Source organism: Anaerotruncus sp. 1XD42-93 (assembly GCF_009917605.1).
Classification (GTDB): Bacteria; Bacillota; Clostridia; order Oscillospirales; family Ruminococcaceae; genus Anaerotruncus.
Map to the genome: position 1 here is coordinate 44,050 of NZ_QZEG01000004.1, position 20,158 is coordinate 64,207.

The 20,158-nt window shown below is 54.8% G+C and carries 22 protein-coding genes and 5 tRNA genes; 21 read left to right on the top strand and 6 right to left on the bottom strand.

The features are described from left to right. The first annotated feature begins 3 nt into the window (after positions 1 to 3). The 6 genes from D5269_RS02635 to D5269_RS02660 all read left to right on the top strand — a co-directional run bounded on the left by D5269_RS02635 (position 4) and on the right by D5269_RS02660 (position 5,508). The gene (locus D5269_RS02635; protein ID WP_016314786.1) at positions 4 to 246 is read left to right on the top strand and encodes a hypothetical protein; all 243 of its coding nucleotides are present in this window, start codon (positions 4 to 6) and stop codon (positions 244 to 246) included. 176 nt (positions 247 to 422) lie between these two features. Then, positions 423 to 1,427 (top strand): peptidylprolyl isomerase, encoded by a 1,005-nt coding sequence (locus D5269_RS02640; protein WP_158604830.1) that lies wholly within the window; start codon positions 423 to 425, stop codon positions 1,425 to 1,427. A gap of 185 nt (positions 1,428 to 1,612) precedes the next feature. Further along, complete coding sequence (locus D5269_RS02645; protein WP_016314788.1) at positions 1,613 to 2,968, top strand: MATE family efflux transporter; 1,356 nt, start codon at positions 1,613 to 1,615, stop codon at positions 2,966 to 2,968. Between the two features lie 149 nt (positions 2,969 to 3,117). After that, positions 3,118 to 3,729, top strand: coding sequence for a sigma-70 family RNA polymerase sigma factor (locus D5269_RS02650; protein WP_120482864.1), 612 nt, complete (start codon positions 3,118 to 3,120; stop codon positions 3,727 to 3,729). Positions 3,730 to 3,872: 143 nt separating this feature from the next. Further along, entirely contained in the window at positions 3,873 to 4,151 is a 279-nt protein-coding gene (locus tag D5269_RS02655) for a zinc-ribbon domain containing protein (protein ID WP_016314790.1), read from the top strand. A gap of 238 nt (positions 4,152 to 4,389) precedes the next feature. Further along, complete coding sequence (locus D5269_RS02660) at positions 4,390 to 5,508, top strand: aldo/keto reductase (RefSeq protein WP_120482866.1); 1,119 nt, start codon at positions 4,390 to 4,392, stop codon at positions 5,506 to 5,508. Positions 5,509 to 5,607: 99 nt separating this feature from the next. On the opposite strand, the gene D5269_RS02665 is transcribed toward D5269_RS02660, so the two are convergent. Next, complete coding sequence (locus D5269_RS02665; RefSeq protein ID WP_016314792.1) at positions 5,608 to 5,985, bottom strand: VOC family protein; 378 nt, start codon at positions 5,983 to 5,985, stop codon at positions 5,608 to 5,610. 482 nt (positions 5,986 to 6,467) lie between these two features. Here D5269_RS02665 and D5269_RS02670 point away from each other — a divergent pair, with 482 nt between their 5' ends. After that, a complete protein-coding gene (locus D5269_RS02670; RefSeq protein ID WP_016314793.1) occupies positions 6,468 to 7,091 on the top strand; it encodes a cytidylate kinase-like family protein in 624 nt (207 codons plus the stop codon). Positions 7,092 to 7,175: 84 nt separating this feature from the next. Here D5269_RS02670 and D5269_RS02675 read toward each other — a convergent pair whose 3' ends face one another. After that, positions 7,176 to 8,924 (bottom strand): ABC transporter ATP-binding protein, encoded by a 1,749-nt coding sequence (locus D5269_RS02675; RefSeq protein ID WP_120482868.1) that lies wholly within the window; start codon positions 8,922 to 8,924, stop codon positions 7,176 to 7,178. A 367-nt stretch (positions 8,925 to 9,291) separates the two neighbouring features. On the opposite strand from D5269_RS02675, the gene D5269_RS02680 reads away from it, so the two are divergent. From D5269_RS02680 to D5269_RS02700, 5 genes are all read left to right on the top strand, one after another. After that, a tRNA-Val gene (locus tag D5269_RS02680) sits at positions 9,292 to 9,367 on the top strand. A gap of 6 nt (positions 9,368 to 9,373) precedes the next feature. Further along, positions 9,374 to 9,450, top strand: a tRNA-Asp gene (locus tag D5269_RS02685). Positions 9,451 to 9,456: 6 nt separating this feature from the next. Next, positions 9,457 to 9,532 (top strand) — tRNA-Phe (locus D5269_RS02690). Between the two features lie 3 nt (positions 9,533 to 9,535). After that, a tRNA-Gly gene (locus tag D5269_RS02695) sits at positions 9,536 to 9,611 on the top strand. A 62-nt stretch (positions 9,612 to 9,673) separates the two neighbouring features. Then, positions 9,674 to 9,748: transfer RNA gene (locus D5269_RS02700), tRNA-Cys, on the top strand. A 190-nt stretch (positions 9,749 to 9,938) separates the two neighbouring features. Here D5269_RS02700 and D5269_RS02705 read toward each other — a convergent pair. Then, entirely contained in the window at positions 9,939 to 11,066 is a 1,128-nt protein-coding gene (locus tag D5269_RS02705; protein ID WP_120482870.1) for an ROK family protein, read from the bottom strand. 362 nt (positions 11,067 to 11,428) lie between these two features. Between D5269_RS02705 and D5269_RS02710 the strand changes: the two genes are divergently transcribed. Next, positions 11,429 to 11,584, top strand: a complete 156-nt coding sequence (locus D5269_RS02710) for a hypothetical protein (RefSeq protein ID WP_166545125.1) — start codon at positions 11,429 to 11,431, stop codon at positions 11,582 to 11,584. A gap of 738 nt (positions 11,585 to 12,322) precedes the next feature. Here D5269_RS02710 and D5269_RS02715 read toward each other — a convergent pair. Beyond that, a complete protein-coding gene (locus tag D5269_RS02715) occupies positions 12,323 to 12,673 on the bottom strand; it encodes a sporulation initiation factor Spo0A C-terminal domain-containing protein (RefSeq protein ID WP_147407907.1) in 351 nt (116 codons plus the stop codon). A 409-nt stretch (positions 12,674 to 13,082) separates the two neighbouring features. Between D5269_RS02715 and D5269_RS02720 the strand changes: the two genes are divergently transcribed. Then, positions 13,083 to 13,466, top strand: coding sequence for a sporulation initiation factor Spo0A C-terminal domain-containing protein (locus tag D5269_RS02720; protein WP_016314798.1), 384 nt, complete (start codon positions 13,083 to 13,085; stop codon positions 13,464 to 13,466). 71 nt (positions 13,467 to 13,537) lie between these two features. Further along, positions 13,538 to 13,999 (top strand): hypothetical protein, encoded by a 462-nt coding sequence (locus D5269_RS02725; RefSeq protein ID WP_016314799.1) that lies wholly within the window; start codon positions 13,538 to 13,540, stop codon positions 13,997 to 13,999. Positions 14,000 to 14,077: 78 nt separating this feature from the next. Here the strand turns inward: D5269_RS02725 and D5269_RS02730 are convergent, their stop codons facing one another. Both D5269_RS02730 and D5269_RS02735 read right to left on the bottom strand, forming a co-directional pair. Beyond that, a complete protein-coding gene (locus tag D5269_RS02730) occupies positions 14,078 to 14,848 on the bottom strand; it encodes a DUF134 domain-containing protein (RefSeq protein WP_031219374.1) in 771 nt (256 codons plus the stop codon). A gap of 190 nt (positions 14,849 to 15,038) precedes the next feature. Next, the gene (locus tag D5269_RS02735; protein WP_016314801.1) at positions 15,039 to 15,854 is read right to left on the bottom strand and encodes a flagellin; all 816 of its coding nucleotides are present in this window, start codon (positions 15,852 to 15,854) and stop codon (positions 15,039 to 15,041) included. A gap of 180 nt (positions 15,855 to 16,034) precedes the next feature. Between D5269_RS02735 and D5269_RS02740 the strand changes: the two genes are divergently transcribed. The 6 genes from D5269_RS02740 (at position 16,035) to D5269_RS02765 (ending at position 19,934) form a co-directional block, all read left to right on the top strand. Continuing rightward, positions 16,035 to 16,388 (top strand): flagellar export chaperone FliS, encoded by a 354-nt coding sequence (locus D5269_RS02740; RefSeq protein ID WP_016314802.1) that lies wholly within the window; start codon positions 16,035 to 16,037, stop codon positions 16,386 to 16,388. A gap of 46 nt (positions 16,389 to 16,434) precedes the next feature. After that, positions 16,435 to 16,608 (top strand): hypothetical protein, encoded by a 174-nt coding sequence (locus D5269_RS02745; protein ID WP_016314803.1) that lies wholly within the window; start codon positions 16,435 to 16,437, stop codon positions 16,606 to 16,608. Beyond that, entirely contained in the window at positions 16,605 to 18,059 is a 1,455-nt protein-coding gene (locus D5269_RS02750; protein ID WP_120482874.1) for a recombinase family protein, read from the top strand. The genes D5269_RS02745 and D5269_RS02750 overlap by 4 nt, the downstream gene beginning before the upstream one ends. Beyond that, entirely contained in the window at positions 18,052 to 18,393 is a 342-nt protein-coding gene (locus D5269_RS02755; RefSeq protein ID WP_022788172.1) for a hypothetical protein, read from the top strand. The genes D5269_RS02750 and D5269_RS02755 overlap by 8 nt, the downstream gene beginning before the upstream one ends. A 93-nt stretch (positions 18,394 to 18,486) precedes the next feature. Then, positions 18,487 to 19,266 (top strand): FAD-dependent thymidylate synthase, encoded by a 780-nt coding sequence (gene thyX / locus D5269_RS02760; RefSeq protein ID WP_120482876.1) that lies wholly within the window; start codon positions 18,487 to 18,489, stop codon positions 19,264 to 19,266. Beyond that, on the top strand, positions 19,263 to 19,934 hold the full coding sequence (locus D5269_RS02765) for a deoxynucleoside kinase (protein WP_120482878.1): 672 nt from the start codon (positions 19,263 to 19,265) through the stop codon (positions 19,932 to 19,934). The genes thyX and D5269_RS02765 overlap by 4 nt, the downstream gene beginning before the upstream one ends. The last annotated feature ends 224 nt before the right edge of the window (positions 19,935 to 20,158 follow it).

Consider the following 20,158-nt stretch of genomic DNA (forward strand, 5'->3'; position numbering starts at 1 on the left):
CAGATGGCAAAGATGTGCGAACTGCCGAACCTGGATTATTTCAGCTTTGGCAACCCTTACATTGGAAGCGTGGAGTCCTTCCGGTACCGGATTTCCCCGTCCGGGGAGGCGATGACAGCCGAGGTCTACCTCGATGTCTGTTACGAGAAGGCGCAGGTGCTTGATCGGGAGGAGTTCCCGATCGACGCGGATGGACTTGCCCGGATGGCCGAATGGCTCACCGAAAAACAGCGGGTTTATGGATGAACCCGTCCCAACCAGAGAAACAGAGGCTTTGCGGTATGAATTTACAAAAGGTTCATAAGCGGCCTCTGTTTTTGTGCTATACTGGTTCACGTTATTTGACGAGATCGTCAACACACGGGAAAACCATTCTGTTGGCATCTGCCAACATCAGAAGTTCAACTGGAGGATTTTTGGAAATGAAAAGATGGATTTCAATACTGCTTGCGCTGGCATTGGCCGCAGGCATCTCGGCCTGCGGTACGCAGGGGGCCGGTTCCTCGTCCGGGGCTGGATCGGAGGGGGAATCTTCGTCCTCCTCCGAGGCGGAGAGCAGCAGCTCGGACAGTGCTTCCGATGTGGAGGTCCCAGAGATTCCGGCGGAAAAGCCGCTTCCGGGGGATGAGCTTTCGGCGGCGGAGCTGGCGGAACAGATCGACGCGCTTTATAACGGGACCGGCGACTATGCCGGGCTGCCGGTTCTGACCCTCGAGACCAGCGAAGGGACCATCAAAATCCGGCTGTTCCCCGAGCAGGCGCCCAAGGCGGTCGAGAACATTGTGACCCATGCGAAGGAAGGTTATTATGATGGGCTGACCTTCCACCGGGTCATCAAGGATTTCATGATCCAGGGCGGCGACCCCGAGGGGACCGGGGCTGGCGGTGAGAGTATCTTCGGCGAGCCGTTTGAGGACGAGTTCACCGACCTGCTGCACAACTTCCGGGGTTCCCTTTCGATGGCGAATGCGGGCTACACCACCAACGGCAGCCAGTTCTTTATCGTGCAGAATCCCAGCGCGATCAAAAGCGATGAAGAAGTTGACCAGTTTCTGACCATGATGTACCAGAACAGGATCGTCTATCAGGCGAGTATGCGCCTGGACGCGATGATCGACCAGATCACCACACAGGAGCAGTTCAATGCGGTATATGAGCAGCTCAACAACGAGCTGCTTGCAAAGATGAACGAAGGCGTCCCGGATGATTACCGGGAGCGGATGAAGCCGGTGATTGAGAAATACCGGGAGCTTGGGGGGACCCCGCATCTGGACTACATGCATACTGTGTTCGGCTTTGTGACCGAGGGGATGGATGTCGTGGACAAGATCGCCGCGCTCCAGAGCGATGAGGTGGACGAGGGCGGAAACCCGACCGGCAAGCCGACCAAGGAAATCAAAATTGTGAAGGCAACTGTGGCGGAGTGAGTACCTGCCCGGCATTTCGCAAAAAGCCCGCCGGGCTTTGTTCCAGCCCGCGGGCCGCTGCGGCGGCATCCAAAGGCTGCGGGGCCGAATGGCATCCTGCAAGCGGATACAGGGAGATATAGCAACAACTGAAAGGCGGCGGGCGCAAAAACCCGCTGCCTTTACATCTGTGACGGAGGGGAAACATGAAACTGTTCGTGCGTGAAAAAGCGTTTTACAAGCTGCTTTTGACGATTGCAGTACCGATCGCGCTGCAAAACCTGATTACCGTATCGGTCTCGATGATGGATACCCTGATGATCGGGCAGCTCGGTGAAACCCAGCTTTCGGCAACTTCCATCGCAAACCAGCTCTGGTTTATGCTGATGATTGTCTGCTTTGGGGTAGCGGGCGGCGCAAACGTCCTGATTGCCCAGTATTGGGGCAAGGGTGACGTGGAAGTGATCAAACGGGTGCAGGCGATGACCTACAAGATCAGCCTTGCGGCGGCGCTCTTTTTCGGGTCGGTCGCCCTCTTCTTTCCCCGCCAGTTTATGGGCATTTTCACCACCGAGCAGGCGGTAATCGAATACGGTGCGCAATATCTGCGGATCATCGGCTGGTCCTATCCGCTCTATGCGATGGCCAATGTCGCGATCATGATGCTCCGTTCGGTCGGGACAGTCAATATCTCGGTGGTTGTCTACCTCAGCTCACTGGTGGTCAATACCTCGCTCAACTATTGTTTGATCTTCGGGAAATTCGGATTCCCTCGGCTGGAGGTGCGCGGCGGCGCAGCTGCAACCGCCTGCGCGCGGGTGGCGGAGTTTGCAATCACTGCTTATTATATCCTGCGCAGGGAGGGGAAAATCAGGTTCCGGCTCCCGGACCTGCTCCCCAATAACCGCGCCCTCTACCGCAAATATATTGCAATCTCGATACCGGTGATCGGCAATGAACTGATGTGGGGGCTGGGGACCTCGATGGTTGCGGTGGTGATCGGTCGGATGGGCACCAATTTTGTCGCGGCGAACAGCATCTATACCGTACTGAACCAGTTTGTCTCGGTGATGATCTTCGGGGTGGGCAACGCCGCGCTGACCATTGTGGGCAATACGATCGGCAGCGGGGATTACGAGCTGGCCAAACAGCGCTCGGTGACCCTGCTGATGCTTTCGCTCGGGCTGGGGCTTTTTTCGGCAGGGGTCACCCTCCTGCTCGGCCCGATGGTCGTTTCGATGTACAACCTCTCCCCCGAGACGGTGGAGATCGCACTCGCCATCACCCGGCTTGGCGCGCTGATCGTCTTTTTCCAGTCGATCGCGCTCATCGGGATGGTCGGGGTGCTCCGCGCAGGCGGGGACGCCAAGTTCGTCCTGCTCTGTGAGGTGGTCTTCCTCTGGTTTGTGGCGGTGCCCGCCGGGTTCTATACCGGGCTGGTGCTCGGATGGCCTGCCGCACCGGTATTCCTGCTGCTCAAATGCGACGAAATCCTAAAATCCCTGATAACAATGGTGCGGATCGTCCGGTTCCGGTGGCTGCGGGATGTAACAGGCCGTTAGTTTTGGAGTTTTTCACAAAAATACCAGCTTTTTTGCGCCCGGTTTTGCAAATGCATCTTGACAAAAGGCGGACAGATCGAGTATAATGGCAATATGTTAATTTTGTTGTTGGGACTTTGGCACGTCGCAGGCGAGCAGGGGGAGATCGGATGAATGCAGTTTCCCATCCGGAAGCTGTGCTGTTCCGGGCAGAAAGCGATGAGCAGCTCGTGGTGCGTGCGAAAGACGGCGATGATGAGGCGCTGACAGCTTTGATCCAGCGGTACGCGCCTTTTGTCCGGATGAGGGCAGGCGCCTACGGCGTGAAGGAACTGGATGCGGATGACCTGTATCAGGAGGGAATGATTGCCCTGCTGACCGCAGTGCGCAATTACTGTGCAGGTTTGAACAGCAGTTTCCGGACGTTTGCGTCGGTCTGTATCAACAACAAGTTAAACAGTGCATTGCGTGCGCATATGCGGGAGAAAAATGCCCCGATGCGCGGATATCTTTCACTCAGCGAGCCGGAGGTTCCAGAGGAAGCGCTCACCGCGCATACGCTGGATCCGGAACAGCTTGTGATCCAGAGTGAGGAGACCGATGCACGCAACAGGCGGATCGAAACTCTTTTGTCCTTGTTTGAACGGCAGGTTTTAAAACTGTATCTCAGCTCATATTCTTATGAAGAGATGTCGAAACAACTCGGTTCATCCACCAAAGCTGTTGACAATGCCTTGCAAAGAGTGCGGCGAAAGCTGCGGACAGTATTTACCCTTGAGTGATGTGCCCGCGTATCCCCTATTTTGTGACAGTCCCGTAGAGGGATTGCATATATACCCTTTGGCACCTATTGGCAGAGCTTGAAATCAATCTCGGTCTACGCAGTTCCAGCGGGTAAATCCAATTTTTAAGCGAGGTTATCAAAATGTACACAGACAAAACACTAACATGCAAAGAGTGCGGAGCCGAGTTCGTTTTTACTGCTGGCGAGCAGGAGTTTTATGCTGAAAGAGGCTTTGTGAACGAGCCGCAGAGATGCAAAGCTTGCCGCGATGCGCGCAAGAACAATGCAAGACCCCAGAGAGAGATGTTTACCGCTGTCTGCGCGAGCTGTGGAGCCGAGGCGAAAGTCCCCTTCCAGCCCCGTGAGGACCGCCCGGTCTATTGCTCTGACTGCTTCGCCAAGATGAAAGACGCGCAGTAATTTCCGTAAAATGAAACGGTATCCTCTCGGGTGATCTGCCCAGAGCGGATATGCGTAAAATAAGCGGTACATGGATGACATTCATGTACCGCTTTCTTCGTATCCGGGTTCTGCTTTCCCGCTTTTACACGCCCGCTGGCTTTTGCAAATATAAAAATCAGGACCGGGATTGCCTGAGGAATCGGGAGTGTCACGCTGCCCCGCTTTCAAACAGGCCCCGCCCCCAGAGGTGAACGATATGAAAAAACTCGGTTTTGGCACGATGCGGCTGCCCTTGACAGATCCCAACAACGCTGGGAGCGTCGATCTCGAACTGTTCAGGGAGATGGTGGACACCTATCTTTCCAACGGATTCTCCTATTTTGACACAGCCTGGCCTTACTGTAGGGAACAGAGCGAGTGCGCAGTCCGGACAGCGCTCGTGGAACGCTACCCGCGTGACCGCTATCAGCTGACAGATAAGCTGCCGACTTATGTCCTGCACTCTTTTGATGACAGAGATCGGATTTTTCAGGAACAGCTTCGAAAAACCGGGGTGCGCTATTTTGATTACTATTTTTTGCACAATATCAACGCCTCCACCCTCCCGGACTTCGAGCGCTTTGACTGTTTCGGCTGGATCAAGCGGAAAAAAGCCCAGGGGGATACCAGGCATATCGGTTTTTCCTATCACGATGGGCCGGAGCTGCTCGACAAACTGTTGACAGAGCATCCAGAATTTGAGGTCGTACAGCTACAGCTCAACTACCTTGACTGGGAGAGCCTTGGCATACAGTCAAAAAAATGCTACGAGGTTTGTGTAAAGCATGGAAAGCCGGTTTTTGCGATGGAGCCGGTCAAGGGGGGCACACTGGCAGAGGTGCCGGAAGCGGTCGAAGAGCTGTTCCAGGGATATGCTCCGGGCCGCTCGGCAGCGTCGTGGGCCATTCGGTTTGCCGCAAGCCATGAGCAGGTTCAGCTTGTTCTGTCGGGGATGAGCAATCTCCAGCAGCTTTTGGATAACATCAGCTATATGTCGGCGTTTCAGCCGCTGGACGAGACCGAGATGGCTTTGGTAAAACAGGCCGCGGAGCAGATCAACAAACAGGTGGAAATCCCCTGTACGGCCTGCGCCTACTGCACAGAAGAGTGTCCAAAACGGATAGCAATTCCTCAATATTTCTCTCTGTATAATGCGGAGGCGCAGGAACGGAAAACGAAAACCTTTACCGTACAAGCAGCATATTACGAAAATCTGGCCTTGGCCTTTGGAAAAGCCAGTGATTGCATCAAATGTGGAAAGTGTGAGAAGCATTGCCCGCAGCATCTCCCAGTCAGGAATTATCTGGAGGATGTTGCGGCGAAATTTGAAAGATAGCCGCGCATATTCCAAAAAACGCACCATGCAGGAACCGATGCCCTGTATCGTGCGTTTTGGTGGTGCGGTCGTTGCTGGAGGCATTCTTACAGGCCCGTTTTAATCCCCTTCCCGCACCAGATAGAGGTTGTGATCCTGGTCGAAGAACGAGAACATCCGCCCGTAGGGGAACTCTTCCAGCTTGCCGACCTCGATCCCGTTCTTTTTCATCTTGCGGTGGAGCCGGTCGAGGTTGTGCGCGCAGAGGATCACCGAGGGATGCCCCACAGGTACCTCCGGGTTCTGGGCCTGCATGACGGCTTTTGGGTAGAGCACAAAGCTGATGCGGGAATCGGGTGCGGCAACCTCCAGCCAGTTCAATCCAGGGCCGGCCGCCTGTTCGTATGCGACCCGGTACCCCATCCGGTCGACCCAGAAATGTTTTGCCTGCTGCTGGTCCTCGACATAGATGGTCACTTTTGAAAGTTTAGGTATCATATGCATCCTCCTGACTTTGATTGAAAATATCTTCTGATATCGTGAACACACGCCAAAACAACGGGTTGTTTTGGCGTGTCGGGCCAAAGCCCGCAAGCACGCTTTGCGTGCCTGATGGCTATGTAATAGGAGCAGTACGGCCCCAGTAGCTTTCTGTGGCGGCCCCGCTGGATCATACTGCCTCTTTTTAACTACTTCTAGTATAGTCTGCCCTGTCTATTCTAAAATTACTTGAAAACAGGAAAAAGATTGTCCCCGGATCACCCGGCTGCATGGGAAAAGGCTCACTTTTAGACATAATACAGAATATGTGCAAAATCGTCTGCGGAGAAGTGCGCGGCCCAGAAAAAACCTGGGGACAAGGTGTTCTGGGAAGAAAAAGGTTGACCTTTCCAGGCGGATAAATTATACTGGAAGAAAGGCCGGTATGCAGATTTCGGCAGCCGGGCCGTTCAACGAGACGATGCGAGGGAGGGCCTGCCATGAAAAAATTTGTGATTACGATTGCGCGTGAATATGGAAGCGGCGGAAAGCAGATCGGGAGACTGCTGGCGAAAGAGCTGGGGGTCGGTTACTACGACCGGGAGCTGCTCCGGATGGCCTCGGATGACAGCGGGATCAACGAATCCCTCTTCGCCAATGCGGATGAAAAATTCAAGCGTACCCTGCTCTTCAAAACCGCGCGGGGCGCCTATACCGGTGAACTGATCCCGCCGGATAAGGGGGAGTTCACCTCCAACGAAAACCTGTTCAATTTTCAGGCGAGGGTGATCCGGCGGCTGGCCGAGAGCGAATCCTGTATCATTATCGGACGGTGTGCCGACTATATCCTGCGGGATATGGAGCATGTCGTGCGGATCTATGTGCATGCGCCGTTCGAACACTGCGTCAATGAGTCGATGCGGATTCATCCGCAGATGACCCGCGATGAGGTCACCCGCTATATCACCAGAATCGACAAGGAGCGCGCGCTCTACTACAAGTACTTCACCGGTCTGGACTGGAAAAATGCGGATAACTATGATCTCTGCCTGAACAGCAAGGAACTGGGTTGGGAGAAATGCGTTTCGCTGGTCAAGGCATATCTGGAAATCAAACTGAGCTGAACAGGAAAATAGAAAGGAACCCCCGCTGCCCCAAATGGGGCAGCGGGGGTTCCGCTCATACTTTAAACTTTCCATTATGTGGAATTATGTGTTGGATTCCTCATACATACTGTACAGGCTGTGGTAGATGCCCCGTTTTTCCATCAGTTCTGCATGGTTCCCCTGTTCGGCGATACCATCTTCGGTCAGGACAAGAATCGTATCCGCCCCGCGGATGGTGGTCAGCCGATGGGCGATCGTGAAGGTGGTACGCCCATGCGCCAGTTTTTCGAGCGACTGCTGCACAATCCGCTCGCTTTCGTTGTCGAGCGCGGAGGTGGCCTCGTCGAGGATCAGGATGGGCGGGTTTTTGAGGAATACGCGTGCGATACTGATCCGCTGTTTCTGGCCTCCGGAGAGCCGCACCCCGCGTTCCCCGACATAGGTGTCATACCCGTCCGGGAACTCGCTGATAAAGCTATGCGCGCCCGCCAGCTTGGCCGCCTCAATGACCTCCTGCCGGGAGGCGCCCGGCTTCCCGTAGGCGATGTTTTCATAGACCGACCCGGCAAACAGGTAGACATCCTGCTGTACCACCCCGATCTGCTGCCGGAGGGAGTGGAGGGTGAGGGAGCGGATGTCCTGCCCGTCGATCAGGATGCGTCCGCTGGTCACGTCGTAGAACCGCGGGATCAGGTTGCAAAGGGTGGTTTTGCCACTGCCCGAAGGCCCGACCAGCGCGACGCTTTCCCCGGGTTTGACCGTCAGGTTGATGTCCGCAAGCACAGGGGCAGGGTCGTCCGCATAGTGGAACCCGACCTGCTCGAACCGGATGTTCCCCTCGACCTGCCCCAGCTCGGACGCGTCTGGTGCATCCTCAATGTCGACCGGCGCATCAATCACTTCAATGAACCGTTCGATCCCGGTCATGCCGCGCTGGAACTGCTCGGTAAACTCGACAATGCGCCGCACCGAGGCCAACAGCGTCGTGACATAAAGCAGGTAGGCGATGAAATCAGCGGCGGTGATCTTTCCATAGGTCATGAACAGCCCGCCGATCACCATGACCGCCAGGTACATCACCCCGTCATAGATGCGGGTGGTGCTGTTGAACCCCGCCATATAGCGGTATTGCTCTTTTTTGATCTCGAGAAACGCCTGATTTCCTTCGTCAAACTTTTCCTTCTCCAGCTCCTCATTGGCAAAGGATTTGACCACGCGCACGCCAAGGAGGCTGTCCTCGACCTGTGCGTTGATCTCGCCTGTCTGGTTGCGGGACTTTTTAAATGCCCGGCGCATCCTGCGGTTGAAATAGATGGTCGAAAGCAGCATGAGCGGGATGATCGCGAAGATAATCAGGGTCAGCGTGAGGCTGTAGTTCGAGAGGATCGCAAACGATACCACGATTTTCAACCCGGCGATGAAAAATTCTTCGGGGCAGTGGTGGGCAAACTCGGTCACATCGAACAGGTCGCTTGTAATCCGCGCCATGATTTGCCCAATCTTGTTGCTATCGTAAAAGGTGTAGGACAGCCGCTGGAGATGGTCAAACAGATCGCGGCGCATGTCGGTTTCGATCCGGGCTCCCATCACATGCCCGATGCTCTGCATAAAATAGTTTGCGGATGCATCGACGATCCGCAGAACCAGATAGAGCAGCCCGACCCGCAGGATGAGCGGGACAGTCAGCCCGATTGCACCGCCGGTGCCGCGGTTGGTGAGAAACCGCACGATCAGCGGCAGCACCAATTCGCAGACGGTGGTGAGCGCTGCGCAGACCAGGTCGATCAGCATAATTGCGGCGTAAGGTTTGAAATAGGGGGCGAAGCGGCGTAAAAGCACGCTCGTCTTCATCTGTCGATTGTTCAAAAAGGTCCCTCCCGGTGAATTTGTTGCCTGTCAAAGGCGGTTTGGCAGGCGGGCAGGCTTAGAACCCGTATTCATAATCCGGCGCTCCCGGATTATGAATACAGGTTCTTAATATTGGCTTGCATTTCACTGATCCCGCAGATTATTCTATCACAAATCCGGACAGACTACAACCGTACCCGACTGCGCACAAAGGCTGTGTATCAGCGCTTTTTACGCCCTTTTCAGGGAAGGCGGATTTTTTTCGGAATTTATTTTGCATTTTTTCAGAAAAACTATTGACAAACCGGTCCATATCGCGTATAATAAGTAAGCACTCTTCAAGAAAGCATAAAGAACGCAACGCCGTTATGGGAGCATAGCTCAGCTGGGAGAGCATCTGCCTTACAAGCAGAGGGTCACAGGTTCGAGCCCTGTTGTTCCCACCATAAAATGGCCCGGTAGTTCAGTTGGTTAGAACGCTAGCCTGTCACGCTAGAGGTCGTGGGTTCGAGCCCCATCCGGGTCGCCAGAGTGTGCCTTTGTAGCTCAGTTGGTAGAGCAGAGGACTGAAAATCCTCGTGTCGTTGGTTCGATTCCGACCGAAGGCACCACACGCGGGTTTAGCTCATTTGGTAGAGCGCCACCTTGCCAAGGTGGAGGTAGCGAGTTCGAGCCTCGTAACCCGCTCCAAAAAAAGGGGATCTTTTGTGTCACACAAAGTCCCTTTTTCCATATACTAAGTATATGGAGACGGCGCCATAGCCAAGCGGTAAGGCAGGAGTCTGCAAAACTCTCATTCCCCGGTCCGATTCCGGGTGGCGCCTCCAAATCATTTTGAAAGACCTCTTTCGTTAGAAAGAGGTCTTTTTTACGTTCAAAATTCGATCCGCCTATTCAAGGATCTTTTCGACAAGTGAAATCCGGGTTCCCGGTCGAAGGTCTGGGGAAATAGCGGCAGGTATAGAAATACCGCCGCTATTTGCGGTTTCAGCCGCTTTTCGGAATATGACAGGCTTCTCACCCCTGTTCGACCCGTTCAAAGACATCCGCGATGGCGCCATATGCGCTTGCATATTTTCCAAGGGTGGCCAGGCTGATTTCGGCGTGCATCGGGGAAAGACTAAAAGCAGTGTCGCGAATCTCCTGGATAACTCCGGACATCGCCTCAATAACCGGTCCCCCCAGGATCACCCGTTCGGGATTGAGCAATCCGATGAAATTTGCCAGAACAACCGAGAGCTCCAGAACAAATTGAGAAACGGTCTCACGCGCCAGGATATCCCCTGCGCAATAGGCGTCAAAGAGCGCCTGACAGCTCCCGAATGTTTTTGACAGGGTGTGTGCGGAAACCTTCTGTTCAAAAACACCGGTTTCACCCAGCACATTAAACCGTTTTTGGCGGATGTCATCGGTTCCGATCTGATAGCAGATTTCCCCCGACAGTGAGTGGCTTCCATCAACGACCTTGCCGTTGCAGATGACCGCCCCGCCGACGCCGTTCCCGATCGAGAGAAACAGCATATCGTCGGTTCCTTTGCCCGCGCCCAGCCAGCGTTCTCCCAGAGCTGCGCAGTTGGCGTCGTTGCCCAAAAAGACCGGGTATGGGAACTGGGATTGCAGAACCGAACCGGCATTGTAGTGGTGCCAGTTCAGGGTTCCGGAATGGAGCACGATGCCTTCGCGGGTGACGGTACCTGGCACGCTGATGCCAAGACCCGAGATCGTCTGGTCGGCAAGGCCGCTCTCCGAAATCCCTTGTTGGATGCGCTCGATCAGCGCGGAAAGCTGGTTCGTAGAGGGGAAGGTGGTCTTAAACACACAGCTTCCAAGCAGATTGGTTATGACCAGCAGGGTTTCGCTCCGGGCGATCGAAACCCCGATTCCATAGGCGGAGTCAGGGTTGAAGCCGAGCATCCAGGCGGGTCTCCCGGCCCCCTTTCCTGCTGTGCATTCGCCCAGATCAATAATCATGGACTTTTTCAGAAGGTCCTCTACGATCAGCGAAACGGTGGTTTTGCTCAGAGAAAGCTCCCGCGCGATTTGGGCGCGGGAAACCGGCTGACATTCCTTAATCATGTCAAGCACAAGCGACCGGTTGATTCTTTTGATAAATTCTACTGTGGCGACTCTCTTATTTCCGGACATGACGCTCTCCTCAATAAAAGTTGTCAACTTAATAATACTAATTATGGACTAAATCTGCAATAACAGAAAATCTCATAATTGTATTATATTATAAATAGAAATTTAGAGAATGTCAATAGAATAAACGCTTGTTTTGTTGAATTTTACCGTTAAAAATTAAGAGCATGTAAACAAAACCGGTTTTTTATCCAGAACTGTGCACAATGGTTCTTGACAAAAGATATCCCCGTGTTATAATGGTTGCAAATAAATAATCCATATAATTTACTAATTAAGGCGGAAAGAGAGAGGGGAAGATATACTGTGTGCAGGCGGATGGCTGGTCTTCTTGCTTTCCTGGAATTAAGGTGATCGTCTTTTTTATGTCCTATCTGGCACCGGGCAGCCCACTGGACTATCTGCTTGCCGATCCCACGATCTCTGTGGAAGAACTGATATGTACGCTTTCGCGCGGGTCCAAAGCGTGCGAAACCAGGGAACGCAACTTCTCATCAAGCGTACGAAGCAACAGGTTATAAGCATCCCAAAGGGTTTGCCATCTGTGAAGAACAGGCGGCAGGCCCTTTTCCTTTTCCCAGCCTGCTGTAACAGAATGGAAACGGCAGGAGCCAATGCGGTGGAAGGCTTATCATGCGTCCTGGTTCGCATTCCGAAGCCAATGGGCCTGCTCACAGGCATTTGCCTGCTGTTTGGAAACAGGATTGTTTTCAAGTGAGTTGACGATATATCAAGTGGTATTTTGGGGAATCCATGCACAAAAAAATCAAATGCTCATAAACTGGTAGTGAGTATAGCTCAAAACAGAACTAGGAGGATTCATATGGCAGAGCAAAGAACAGCTCCGGTCACCGCGACAGGGGCGAACTGTTTTAAGGAAGCGGTATGCATTGACGCCGGTCGGATCTACGACTCTTGTACTGAATGACATGATCCAAGATAACCGACAGACGATACCCAGTCCGGCTGGCTGCGGTATCGGTCCGGTTAGGCGGTTTTGCGTTTCAACGCCGCAGCATGAGACCGGGATGCCCCCAGTTTATGTCCTGTCCAGCGCACAAGCCCACATGGTTTCCCACGAGTGAGTTGGCCCCGCCGACAGGAGCTTTGTTTTTGGCGGTCGGCGCGGCGTCCCGCATCCAGCCTGTTTGAAGCGAGAAAAGTGGATGTCCCTTTCTGGCGGAAAAAGGAGCCATTTCGATTTTTCAAACCCGGGTCAGCCAGAATCCCGGACAGAGCGCCGCCATTGCAGGCAGGTTCTAGCCGAAGCACTCCGGAAATTTTCTGAGCGCTTCATAATAGGAGATTCCGAAATGCGCGTAGACCGCGAGGTAGAGGATGATGTCCTTTGGGGTATGGATTTCCTCCAACGGGTCCCCAATAACCACTTCCTTCATCTTTTTTTCCTTCAGCTCCCAGCAGCGGCGGGCGGCTCTCTCAATATTTCTGGTGATATTGGCCTGAGAATCACCCAACTGTCTGGCCACTTCAGGATAAATCTGCTTGGTCACCCGTATGTCATAAACCGAGAGCTTCTCCTCCAACAGCAGCTTTTCCATGACCGTAACCGCGCAGCTCAACGCCTTGAATTCTTTTCCTCTCTGTCCCAATACTTCATAAATACGTGCTTCTGTCTGTGTCGTGGCAATCCAACCCTTTCCTGCAACTGGTATTCATAACCGGGTCATTTCGGGTAGGCGAAAGAACTGTCCAGCTGGTTGTGAATACGGCTTCTTAGAGTTTTCTTTTTATAATAGAGTAAAAACGGCAGTGACAGACGAAAAACGATGTTATACGACATAATACGACAAATCTATTGTCGCATTCTTAAAGAGGAGAAGTGGTTTTATCAGGATTTTCGCAGGGGATAGAGGTGATGCAAATATATACAGGAATTGACTGAAAAATGAAAAGATATCTTTTTAAGTCGAATTTTAAGTCTAAAAAAGATATATTTTGTCCATCCGCTCTTTTTTACTTTATGCTGTTTCTAAATGACGATAAAAGGGGGTGAGCATTGTGACAACAGTTGAATCTCAGATTTATGAGTTTTTGAGAAAGGGTGGAAAAGAGTTTAAAGCCCTGTCCTGTGCGATTATGGTTATGGAAAGGCTGTTGTTTGAAGAAAAGAAGTCGATCTATGATATTCAGGTGACAAAGGATATCTATCCCGAGGTTGTAAAGCTAATGGGGGGCGGGCCGGCAAGCGTCACCAGGAATATCGCCCGGGCGGCGAGGAAGTGCTGGAAATCGCAGGAGGCACAGATACGGGAGAAAGTCATCGGAGAGCCCTGTGAGGATATGCACGCCCCAAGAGACCTGATCCTCTATCTTGCGGTTTACGCGCATTTTGGGATTCCCTATTATGAAGCGATCCGCAAATTTCCGGGGGATTTTGGCTGACGGGACACCGCTTCCTACAATACGATCTCCGGGGTCCTGCATATTGTTATGATAAGGATTGTTTAACCGACTTGCAGGTGTTCTTTACAGACCGGGCGCAGCCGGTAATTGATAATGCGCTGAGCGTCAAATGTAAAGATGTCGAGATTATCACCGTCTATCTGGATGTCGAGCCGGTTCCATTCAATAAGGGGTTTTATTCGGTCGATATTACCTTCTTCTTTAAGGTAACCCTCAGCGCATACAGCTCTCCGGTGGTGCCTCCGGCGACAGTGGTTGGGGTAGCGGCATTCTCCAAAAAGGTGATCCTGTTTGGAAGCGACGGCAATGTCAAGGTTTACTGTTCGACGGACCCCCGTAATTGCAGTGAACACGACAATACCAACATGCCCAAGGCAAGTGTACACACAGTGGACCCAAAACAGGGGGGAACAGAAAAGGGGAGGCTGCCAGTTTGCAGTCTCCCCCCGGCATGTGCCCGGACGATTTATCATCAGAATGCTTCTCAAGAAAGAATCTGGACATCCTATTGAAGTCCTTGGATATTGTCTGCGACAGACCGCCAGAAACGGTTCTGTTTCCCCCTCCACAGTTAATCAGCGCCGGCCCTGTCAGCCGCAGCTATGCCCACCGCAGCCATGTTCCCCGCATGAATGCCCATCCTCATGATGGCTGTGTTCATGGTGGCTGCACTGGATGCCCGGGTTGTAAGAAAGATTACCCGCCAGAAATGCCTTTACAGCGTCATCCGCAGGGCAGGAAACCCCGCCGTAGAGCTGAATCCCAGCCTGCGCCAGGGCGGTTTTGGCCCCGGCGCCAATCCCCCCGCAAAGCAGCACATCCACCTTTGCGGCTTTCAGAAAACCGGCCAGTGCCCCATGGCCGCTCCCACTGGTATCGGCAAGCTGCTCTTTGACCACCAGCCCGTTTTCAACGTCATAAAATTTAAACTGTTCGGTATGTCCAAAGTGCTGGAACACCTGGCCATCCTCGTATGGAACTGCAATTCTCATCATCAACACTCCTTTTTCCGCAATCGTTTGCCTGATTTGGCTCCATTGACAATGCCGTACACAACCGTGTCCCCGTTCCCCCTGGCAGATGCGGTAATGCCCGCCCGCAATGACCAGTGCCTTTCCGTTGACCAGGACGTCGGAGAGCTTAAACCGCGCGGATTCGTAGATCTCTGTTACGGTGGTGCGGGAGATTTCCATCTGTGCGGCACACTGTTCATGCGTCCTTTTTTCGTAGTCAACCAGCCGGACCACTTCGTATTCGTCCACGGTGAGAACGGTGATGCCTGTATGCGTTTCGCCATTGGGGATAAAGCCACAGTAGGCCGGTTCCATGCAAACCCTCCGGCATCGGCTCGGTCTGGCCATGCGGTCACCTCCATTTCAGAAGCTATTATCGACATATGTCGATAATAGCATACTGCATATAGCGGAAAAAAGCAAGCCCTTTGAGACGCTCGTGGAAAATGAAAAAACGGTGTGACCCTGAGATCACACCGTTTCCGATCAAAAATACATGGGAACCCACCTGGGAATGAACCGGATTTTAGAACCCGGTCTACCGCATCAGCATCGAAACCGCATTGTAGGCCATCATCTGTTGGGCATTCTTCATCATTGCGATCGAGGTCGCATTGAGCGCCATGCTGATGCTGCGGTTGGTCGACTCTTTTGCAATATCCGCGTCCATGATCCGGGAAAGCCCGGCCTGAAGGTTTTCATTGGTGTTGTCAAGCGCGTTGATCGTGCTGGCAAGGCTGTTTTCGGTTGCGCCGAGGTTTGCACGCTGGGAGGAAACCCGGTCGGTCGCGCTGCTGATCCGGTCCAGTGCGCTCTGAGCGCCGCTGAGGGAGGAAAGGTCAACCTTATCCAGCCCGAGCGAAGCGGCGGAAAGCTTACCGGCCTCGACCGTGATCTGCTCGCCCGCGGTCGCGCCTACCTGCATCTGCTGGGAACTTCCGTCAAACGGCTTCAGACCGTTGAAATCGGTCGACTGGCCGATCCGGTCGATCTCGCTCGAAAGCTGTTTGTACTCCGCCTGGATCATATTGCGCTCGGTCGAACTGAGAAGGCCGTTGCTCGCGCGGGTCGCCAGCTCGGTCATCCGGTTGGTGATCGAATGCACCTGGTCCATCGCGCCCTCCGCAGTCTGAATATAGGAAATCGCATCCTGTGCATTCATGCTGGCGGTCGAAAGGCCGGTGATCTGCGCGTTGATCCGTTTCCCAATCGCAAGCCCCGAAGCATCGTCGCCCGCGCTGTTGATCCGGTATCCGGACGCAATCCGGCGGATCTGCATCGCCTGCATCTTCTGCGCGCCCGAGAGCATCCGCCGCATCGACTGTTGTAAACCGACATTGCCATTTACTTTCATAAAACACAACCCCCTGTCATATGGAGTGAAAGATTCTTATCCATTTCCAGTATACTAAAATGATCCTGAAAATGCAAGTAGCTGCGGAAAGATTCTTGGAAAATTTACCGGTCTGTGTTAGAATATTTTTGAATCGCAGGCTGTTTCCGGGGAGCAACCGGGAAAAGGGAGGTGCGGACGATGCAGAATCCGAAGGAAATCCGGAAAAAACAGTATTTTTCGATGGACCCCAAACATCTGGTTGGCGGGCTGGTGGAAAAGTGCGTTACCCATGCGTCGGGGGCAAGGCTGGCGATCGAGCGGAAGGAGTTTGCGCAGGCGAATGAGCATCTGAAAAATGCACAGGATATCCTGATACAGCTCCAGTCGCTCATCCCCAAGGACGGGGACGAGACTTCTCAACAGGGAAGGCAGGTGCTGGGGCTGTTGATCCGGGAGCTTTTTTTCTGCAACATCAATAAGGATGCCGGGCGGCTGGATGAGGCCATAAACATTTTGAACCGGCTTGCGAGCGTCACCCGGTGCGACCAGTGAAAGATGGACAGCCCGCCCCGCATAGACTTGGGCGGGAGGTGTTTGGATGGCACAGAAGAGAAAGCCGCAGTTTTTCTGGATCGACCCCAACCCGCCGGGGGCGGTCGAACAGAGGCTGGAACAGTTGTTTGTGGGCAGGCTGCTGGACGGGTACGCGGAATTGACGAACCGCGGGGAAGATGGTAAAATAAAATGCGATAAGGCTGGTGAACCGGGATGAGGCTCGCGGCCTACTGCCGGGTGAGCACCGACCGGGAGGCGCAGCTCGAATCGCTCGAAAACCAGAAGGCATTTTTCGCGGAATTTGCCGGGAAGTATGGGCATGAGCTGGTGCGGGTCTACGCCGACGAAGGGCTTTCGGGCAGGCAGATGTCCAACCGTAAGGCGTTTTTGCAGATGCTCTCGGATGCGGAGACAGGGCTGTTCGAGATGGTCGCGGTCAAGGATATCAGCCGGTTTGCCCGCAATACGGTCGATTTCCTCTGCGCTACCCGGCGTCTGCGCGCGCTGCGGATCGAGGTGCAGTTCCTCTCCAACAGCCAGACCATCCTCGGCGGTTCGGAATTTGTACTCACCCTGTTCAGCGCGCTGGCACAGGAGGAGAGCGCCAACCTCTCCAAACGGGTGCGGTTCGGCAAACGGGTCAACGCGCGCCGGGGCAGGGTGCCCAACCTGATCTACGGCTACGACCAGCTGGACACCTTTACCCTCGCGGTCAACCCGCAGGAGGCGGAGGTTGTCCGGCGGGTGTTCTCCCTCTACCAGAACGAGGGAATGGGTGCGCACCGGATCGCGCTCCTGCTCAACGGGGAGGGGGTCCCCGGGAAGAAGGGCGGGCGGTGGACCTCCAAGACGGTCCGCCGGATGCTCCGCAACCCGATCTACTGCGGGATACTGGTCAACAACAAATATGAGACGGTCGATTTTCTGACCGGTCAGCAGGTCCGCCTGCCTGCTGACCAGCAGTTTGTCCACGAGCGGCCCGCTTATGCGATCGTCCCGAAAGCCCTGTTTGAGCAGGTGCAGCGCACCGCTGACGCGCGCGCCGGCCAATATGCGGCCAACGAGAGGCACAGCAGCAGGCATCTGTTCAGCGGGCTGATCCGATGCGGGAGCTGCGGGCATCTGTTCACCCGCAGGCAGTATACCTACCGCAATACCTTTCTGAAATGGGGTTGTTCGGGGCATAATCAGTATACGGCAGATTTCTGCCCCAACGCCGTTTCAATCGACGAACAGATGCTGCTGGAGGAATTGGAGCGGTTCCTTGACCGGGCAGTCCCTGACCGGGAAGCGTTTTTGGAGAGGGTTGCCCGGATATGCAGGCGGGCGGACAGAGCGCCGGACAGGTCCGATGCGGGGCGCAGGTTGGCGCAGCTCAACCGCCGGGCGGAGCGGTATCGGGCCATGTGTGCCGATGGGCTGATCGGATTCGAGGAGCTTGCACGTCAGGTCGCCTGTCTGGACGCGGAACGGGAGCGGCTCTGCGGCAGGCTGCGGGAGGATTGCCCGGAGGCCGACTGGACGTCCCGCGTACGGGAGCGGTTTGCTCTCCCCGGCTGGACCAATGCCGACCTGCGGGAACTGATCGACCGGATCACCGTCTTTCCGGACGGACGGGTGGAAATCGCAGTGAAACCCCTGTTTGGGGGCAGCGGCACATGTGGTTGACCCGATGTGTCTCGACAGCAAGCTGGTTGAATGCGGGCCGCAGCGGATGTTCGACAGTGGCGTGACCCTGCCCGCCTCGGTCTGCGCCAAGTTTGACGGCGATTTCGCCGCCTGTAAACCCCAGAAGGTGGTCCTGATTACGATCGGCCTGTTCACCATTGTCCAGCTCGAACGGAGTGTGCAGATGATGATTCCTGCATACGACTACGCGGTCCCGGACAAAGAGGGCAGCACCAACACCGGCTCGGACGATCCATGCGAGGTGTTCAAGAAGATCAAATTCCCGGTGAACCAGTTTTTCCCGCCCAAATTCAACGAAATCGGGCAGGCTTAACCGGCCGGGTGCGGCAGCGTGCGGATAGGGAGCAGGCAGAACCTGCTCCCACGCGCCGGGCCTGCGAAACCATACAGGAGGAAGTTATAAACCATGCCACAAGTTACCCTGCTTACCCATACCCCCGCCCCCGAGCGGACGATTGCGGCTGCGGCCAGGCTCTGTTATTCCCCCGCGTCCATCGCCGACCTGCTGGACAACCTCTCGGATGAAAAAGCATCCGGTTTTGTCGGGATGCTCGCCGAGATCGGGCACGAAAGCCCGATCGAACATGCCAGCTTCACCTTCGGGATCGAGGGGGTCTCCCGCTCGCTGCTCGCGCAGATCACCCGGCACCGGATCGCATCTTACAGCGTCCAGAGCCAGCGGTATGTGCGGGAAGACGCGTTTGCGTTTGTCACCCCGCCCCAGATCGCGCAGAACCCGGAAGCGCAGGCACTGTTTGACGAGGCTATGCGTTCGGCACAGGACTATTACGACCGGATTGCCGCCCTGCTGAAAGCGGACCATACCGCCCGGCTCGCCGCCGCTGGGGTGCCCGAACAGGATGCGGTGCGTCAGGCGGAAAAGCTGGCGATCGAGGATGCGCGGTTTGTGCTTCCGAATGCGTGCGACACCAAGCTGGTGGTCACGATGAACGCGAGGAGCCTGCTCAACTTTTTCTCCCATCGGTGCTGCAACCGGGCACAGTGGGAGATCCGCGAGGTGGCCGACCGGATGCTCGCGCTGGTGAGCGAGGTCGCGCCGGCCCTTTTTGCCAAGGCTGGCCCTCCCTGTGTGCGGGGCGGATGCACCGAAGGGAAGATGTCCTGCGGCAGGCCGGAAGAGGTCCGCGCCCGGATCGCCCGGCTCAAAGAGGAGGCGCAGGGATGAACGGGACCCTGATTGTGATCGACGGCCTGGATGGCTCGGGCAAGCAGACCCAGGCCCGGCTTTTGCGGGAGCGACTGGAACGGGAGCGGGTGCCGGTGCGGGCGATCAGCTTCCCGGATTACGGGCAGCCCTCCTCCGCACTGGTCCGGCTCTATCTGGACGGGAGGTTCGGGCAGGCGGACGAGGTTTCCGCCTATGCCGCCAGCAGCTTCTATGCGGTGGACCGGTTCGCAAGTTACATGCAGTTCTGGAAGGATGACTATCTTTCGGGGCATACTATCCTTGCCGACCGCTACACCACCTCCAATTTGATCCATCAGATGTCCAAGCTCTCACGTGAGGAGTGGGGGCGGTTTATCGCGTGGCTGGAAGCCTACGAGTATGATGAGATGAAGCTCCCACGGCCGGACCTGGTGCTTTATCTGGACATGTATCCGGACGTTTCACGCGAGCTGCTTTCGGTGCGCTACAGGAGGGATGAACGGAAAAAGGACATCCACGAGGCCAATTTCGCCTATCTCCAGCGGTGCAGGGGCTGTGCGCTCTATGCCGCGGAACGGTTTGGCTGGCGGGTGATCCCCTGTTCGGACGAGCGTCGGCCGTTTGGGATCGAGGAAATTGCAGAGCGGGTTTATGAGGCGGCAGCCGCCTGTATCCGTAGGCCATAGACCAAACTTACAGGCGCCCGCGCTTTCCTCAGAGCGCGGAACGCTTAGGGGCTGTTTGAAAAATCGAAACGACTGTCTTTTTCTACAAGAAACGGCATCTGCTGCGTCAAAAATGCTCGGAATACACAAAGTATTCCTGCGCTTTTCTCCTTGCAGCTGCTCATCTCTTGCGAAAAATCCGTCCATTTCTCTATTTTCAAACAAGCCCTATCCTGTGAAGCGCT